This window comes from Microcystis sp. M049S2, from assembly GCF_020245625.1.
Classification (GTDB): domain Bacteria; phylum Cyanobacteriota; class Cyanobacteriia; order Cyanobacteriales; family Microcystaceae; genus Microcystis; species Microcystis ichthyoblabe_A.
In genome coordinates this window covers 1-5,867 of record NZ_JADBUN010000211.1, presented here as the reverse complement: position 1 = coordinate 5,867, position 5,867 = coordinate 1, and the positions used below count along the sequence as shown (strand labels likewise).

The following is a 5,867-nucleotide window of genomic DNA, read 5'->3' as shown; positions in this document are numbered from 1 at the left end:
CTGCATTATTCATGAAGACTTTGGAAAATCCTCGAAAGCCTTGGCAAGAAGTTCATCTAGCGATCTGGCTGAAAAACAGTCTGTTTTTTGAGATGTCCTCACAATCAGGTTTTTGCCAGTTGGTGAATAATGCAGGCTAGCGCTGACGGCGACAACGCCCGATAAGTTCAGCTTGACCATGGAATGGGCTTTATCCCCCTCTGTTTAACCCGAACTGAGCTTAAATAGGGTTTGCGGCAAAAAGTTTTTCCTGGGGGCAGGGTGTGGGGTGTAGGGTGTGGGGTGTAGGGGGAGTGGAAATTATGAATTGGGGAGGTGGGGAAGTGGGGAAATTGAACTAAAACCCCAAAACCCCAAAACCCCAACCCCCAAAACCTGTCTCCTATCTCCTATCTCCTGACTCCTATCTCCTGACTCCTAACCCCACCAACAAACTTTTTCAGCAAACCCTAAATAAATACTTCGCCGAAAAAGGTTTCAGCGAAGTACCACAATAGTCAGTGACCAGTTATCAGTTATCAGTACCTTTACTATAACACCTTTGATCCAAAAATCATAGCTTGGTGCAAAAAAAAGGCCACAAATAAATACTTCGCCGAAAAAGGTTTCAGCGAAGTACCACAATAGTCAGTGACCAGTTATCAGTTATCAGTACCTTTACTATAACACCCTTTTTCGATCACTGCAAGACTTTTTGCAAATTTTAGGCCAAGAATTTTGGACCCAAACCGACTTTCGGCGCGTACACCGCCCGATCGCCCAATTCCTCTTCGATGCGTAATAAGCGATTATACTTAGCCACCCGTTCACTGCGACTGAGAGAACCGGTTTTAATCTGTCCGGCATTAGTGGCCACCGCTAGATCTGCGATCGTGGTGTCTTCCGTTTCTCCAGAGCGATGACTAATTACAGAACGATAACCGTGACGAGTGGCCAGGGCGATCGTTTGTAGGGTTTCCGTCAAAGAACCGATCTGATTGAGTTTAATCAGGATCGAGTTAGCAATACCCAGATCGATCGCTTTTTGCAGACGGATGGGATTAGTCACCATCAAATCATCGCCCACCAACTGAATCCGCGCCCCCAGTTTATCGGTCAATAATTTCCAGTTATCCCAATCTTCCTCGTGTAAACCGTCTTCAATAGAAATAATCGGATAGCGATCAACTAAACTGGCCAAAAAGTCCACCATTTCGGCCGGAGAATGGGCCGAACCATCGTAGATGTATTGACCGTCCTTATAGAATTCACTGGCGGCCACATCCATAGCTAAAGCCACCTCCGACCCCGGTTTATAACCAGCACGTTCGATCGATTCGATTAAAATATCCAAAGCTTCCTGATTTGAAGCCAAATTAGGAGCATAACCGCCCTCATCGCCCACACCGGTCAGTAATTTGCGTTCGTGTAAGGCCTTACCCAAAGCGGCGAATACTTCCGCTCCCCAACGCAAACCTTCCTTAAAAGAATCGGCCCCGATGGGGAAGATCATAAACTCCTGAAAATCGACGTTATTATCAGCGTGAGAACCACCATTGATCACGTTCATCATCGGGACGGGTAGTACATTGGCCATCGGACCGCCGAGATAACGATAGAGAGGCAAGCCCAGATCCGCCGCCGCCGCTTTGGCCGTAGCCAGAGAGACAGCTAGGATAGCATTAGCCCCTAATTCTCGTTTATTGGCCGTGCCATCGCGATCGATCATAGCTAAATCGATACTAGCTTGGTCGAAAGCATTCATCCCCTCCAAAACCGGGACAATTTTTTCGTGGACATTGCGAACCGCTTTTAGGACACCCTTACCACCGTAACGCTGGGGATCATCGTCGCGCAATTCGTGGGCTTCAAAACTACCCGTAGAAGCACCACTGGGAACCTGGGCCAAACCGAGCGCCCCCGATTCTAACAGCACTTCCGCTTCGATCGTGGGACGGCCGCGGGAATCTAGAATCTCCCTAGCTGCGATCGCTTCGATGGGAACTTCGATTTTATCTAACATAACTTATCGTCTCCAACTCAATTTACGGGGTAATTTCGGCTGATTACTAATTGCCTAAAGGGAAATCCACGTTGACAATCTGCTTTTGATCATCAAAAACGAGGATTAAAGTATCCGTCAGTTTTTCAAATTGAATCGTCACCAACACCAGATCCACACCGTCCGTATCCGAACCTTTTCTGACCTGAGTTCCCACGATCCGACGCACGGGGCCGGTACGCTTAAGTAAATTTTCCCAAGCGCCTTGTACTCTGGTGGGGAAAACCTCAGCTTTCAGGAAAGGGTGTAGATAGCCTCGGGCCAGGCCGTAGTCTTTATTGGCCAAGGCCATGACAAAAGCGGTGCCAATCTCAGAAATACTGCGAAATTCGGGAAAATCTGCGGCAACTATCTGACCAGCCCGGTTAAAGGTAACTGTCACATCTTCGGTAACTTTCTCAAATTCAACGGTGACAATCACCAGATTGGCATTGATAGCATCAAGTACCTTGCTTTTGACAATGCGCTTAAACGGTCCAGTATGGTCAGTTACTTGGCTTTCCCAGACTTTTTGCAGTTTTTCGGCAGTCCAGAGGGGTTTTAGTTGGGGTGACAAAGCTGCAATCACCTTGTCGTATTGTTTAGCCCCCAACCATTCTACTAACTGCCGAGCTTGCTTTTCTTCCCGAACGGGATCACCAAGAGCGATCGCATTCGGTTCTGGGTTCGCCTGTACTGGTGAAACGCTGAACGGGGTCCAAGGCAGGGAAAAACCAATTAAACACAAAGAGAGAATCGATACCCGTTTCGCTAATGAAAGCCGCATCATTTCAGCTATTGCTCCGCAAATAAATAACGTTTTTCGACTTGACGATTGAATTGATGCCATTGTTCATTAGTTAAAGCATTCAAGATCGCTCGATCGGGTAATATCTCTCCCCTTGTTATACTGGTTTAACGATTAAAACTACCGCCGAACGCGCTTGCACCCGATAGGTTTCCGATTCAATAGCGACGGCGGCATCTAAATCACAGGCTGCCTCGGACAATTGCCCAGCAGTATCGATGACACGATGCCATTTTTCCTCTGGGAATAGGGGGGGTAACTGGAAGTCGAGAGATTCCCAGTAAGCGTTCAGCATAATGTGTAAATACTCGTTTGCCTTAGGATGACGCAGGGAAAAAGCTAAACTGCGGGAATCTTCCGACCAATCGGGTTTACTCAACTGTACGCCATGCCAACTCAGATGGGGTTCGAGACTGGTATAGGTGACTTCTAGCAATTTTTCTTGACGGAAAAGAGCTAATTTTTTATTAAAATCGATCAGTCTCCTTACGAAACACCAAAGATCGAACTCTTGCTCTACCGCACTCCAATCGAACCAACTTAACTGGTTATCCTGACAATAGGCGTTATTGTTGCCCTTTTGGGTGCGTCGCACTTCGTCCCCCATCAACAGCATAGGTGTTCCTTGGGAAATGAACAGGATCGTTAAGAGATTTTTTATTTGTTGCAGTCGCAGGGTTTTAATCGCCTCGTTATTGGTTTCCCCTTCTATCCCACAATTCCAGCTAAAATTATCGTTGCAACCGTCCCGATTCTTCTCGCCGTTAGCCTCGTTGTGTTTCTCGTCGTAGGAAACTAGATCGTTAAGGGTAAAGCCATCGTGACAGGTAACAAAATTTATACTTCTATTGACATCGTTGTCAGGTCTGTGGTATATGTCGGGGCTTCCTAAAATCCGCGCCGCTAATTTGCTGACTATGCCGGTATCTCCCCGGACAAAAGCGCGCACATCATCGCGAAAAGGACCATTCCACTCGGAAAACCAATCGGCAAATTCAACAAATTGACCGACACTATACAATCCTGCTGCGTCCCAAGCTTCGGCGATTAATTTTGTCCCAGCTAAGACCGGATCCGATTCGATCGCCCAGATCATGTTATAACCTTTTTGCAGGATCGGTTCCCCGTCCACATTGCGCGATAATACGGCCGCCAGGTCAAAGCGAAAACCATCCACGTGCATTTCCGACACCCAATAGCGCAAACAATCGAGAATCATTTTGCCGACAATGGGATGACTACCCTTGAGGGTGTTACCACAGCCGGTATAGTTGCTATAGAGGCTTTTATCGACCGCATCGAGGATATAGTAGGTGCGATTATCGATACCTTTCAAGGAAAGAGTCGGCCCGGTTTCGTCCCCCTCGGCGGTATGATTGAAAACCACATCGAGAATCACTTCGATCCCCGCTTTGTGTAAAGCTTTCACCAGATCCCGAAATTCATTCAAAGGACCCAGGGGTGAGCGATCGCTACTGTAACCAGCATGGGGCGCAAAAAAGCCGATCGTGCTATAACCCCAATAGTTAGTTAACCCCGGCATAGCGGCAGCGGGATCAAAGTAATGAATCGGTAACAATTCCACGGCAGTAATGCCTAGGTTTTTCAAATAGGGTATTTTTTCGATTAATCCCGCAAAAGTACCTCTTTTTTCCTCGCTAACGCCAGAATTCGGGTTGCGAGTAAAGCCGCCGACGTGCATTTCGTAGATAAAACTGGCAGAGTAGGGAGTGCGTAGCGGTTTGTCATCTTCCCAATCGTAGCGGCCCGTATCCACTACCAGACCCCGCAAAGCTCGATGACAATTATCGCCTTTTTCGCTGGCAGCTTGCCGATCATAAATTTCCGCACCGACAATCGCTTTCGCATAGGGATCGAGAACTACTTTATCAGGATCGAAGCGATGACCCTGGGCCGGATTATCCGGACCATAGACTCGATAAGCATACACTTGACCGACTCCAATGCCGTGAACGAAAATATGCCAATAGAAAAAGGTGCGGTTTGTTTGCGGGGTGAGGAGAATAGTCTGGCTAGGTACGGGAGAATTAGCATCATCAAATAATAATAATTCGATCGCAGTAGCATACTTAGAAAATAGTGAGAAGTTGACACCATCGGCCAAGACAGTTGCCCCGACGGGATGGCTTTTACCGTGATCGGTTTCTAAGGTCATTGTCAAGAGATAAGAAGTGATTAGGAGTAGTATAAGATTATTCGGCGTTGTTGAATCAAGGTATGAATGCTAACTGTGTATCGCAGCCAAAAGTTAGTTGGGGTGCAGGTTTTAAAAATCTCACCTAAGAAGATTCAGAACTCAAATTAGCAACGCCAGATTTTAATGGAGATGGTGTGATTAATTTCTAAGACCTTGCCCCGTTCAATAAAGCTCTCAATTTTCCGAGCAATCAAGAAAAAAATATAGGAGTTTTAAATGACCTTTACCGAAGATTTTAGGCTTGATTAAGCCAATTAATTAAGTCAGCTTGACTCTCAAAGTCTAGTAATGCTTCTCCTAAGTCTTCTAATTGTTCTACGGTTAGTTTTTGGATAGTTTCGGTGATATGCGGGGGAAGTTCACCAAAACGTCGTTTAAGTAAGCGTAGCACTAGGTTGGCTTCTCCTTTTTGAAGTCCGATAGCTTCTCCTTCTTGAATGCCTTCGATTCTGCCTTTTTGAAGTCCGATAGCTTCTCCTTGTTGAATAGCTTTTTCTCTATCTTGTTCGTATAAAGGGGCTAAACGCATAATAAATTTACTCTCCTCCTGGGTTCTTTTTGGTAAGGCTTGCAAGTTTCTACTCAAATTGTATAATAATTTTAAGGCAGCTGATTTAAAAGGATGACTAGGAGACAAGGCCTCTAATTCATCAATCGCTCTGCTTCTGGTTCCTCCTCTACCTAATAATCTTAACCAAAGGGTTTCAGGGGTTTCAGGTAATTGATGCAGGACAATAATGGCTGTGGTTAATGCTGGAGGTAAAAAATAAATTCCTTCTCCCCAATCTGGATGATTGAGAGCGGAAAAAGCAGTTATAATT

4 protein-coding genes are annotated in these 5,867 nt (G+C 46.1%); all 4 read right to left on the bottom strand.

All coding sequences use genetic code 11. The annotated features are described in order from the left end of the window. Positions 1-703: 703 nt before the first annotated feature. Positions 704-2,002 (bottom strand): phosphopyruvate hydratase, encoded by a 1,299-nt coding sequence (eno, locus tag IM496_RS17330; RefSeq protein WP_104395892.1) that lies wholly within the window; start codon positions 2,000-2,002, stop codon positions 704-706. 46 nt (positions 2,003-2,048) lie between these two features. Further along, positions 2,049-2,810: a DUF3887 domain-containing protein gene (locus tag IM496_RS17325; protein WP_287662710.1), complete on the bottom strand. Its 762-nt coding sequence runs from the start codon at positions 2,808-2,810 to the stop codon at positions 2,049-2,051. 115 nt (positions 2,811-2,925) lie between these two features. After that, on the bottom strand, positions 2,926-5,004 hold the full coding sequence (glgX, locus tag IM496_RS17320; RefSeq protein ID WP_287662709.1) for a glycogen debranching protein GlgX: 2,079 nt from the start codon (positions 5,002-5,004) through the stop codon (positions 2,926-2,928). 277 nt (positions 5,005-5,281) lie between these two features. After that, the coding region (locus IM496_RS17315; protein WP_287662707.1) for a DUF4351 domain-containing protein at positions 5,282-5,867 on the bottom strand (586 nt) is incomplete at its 5' end.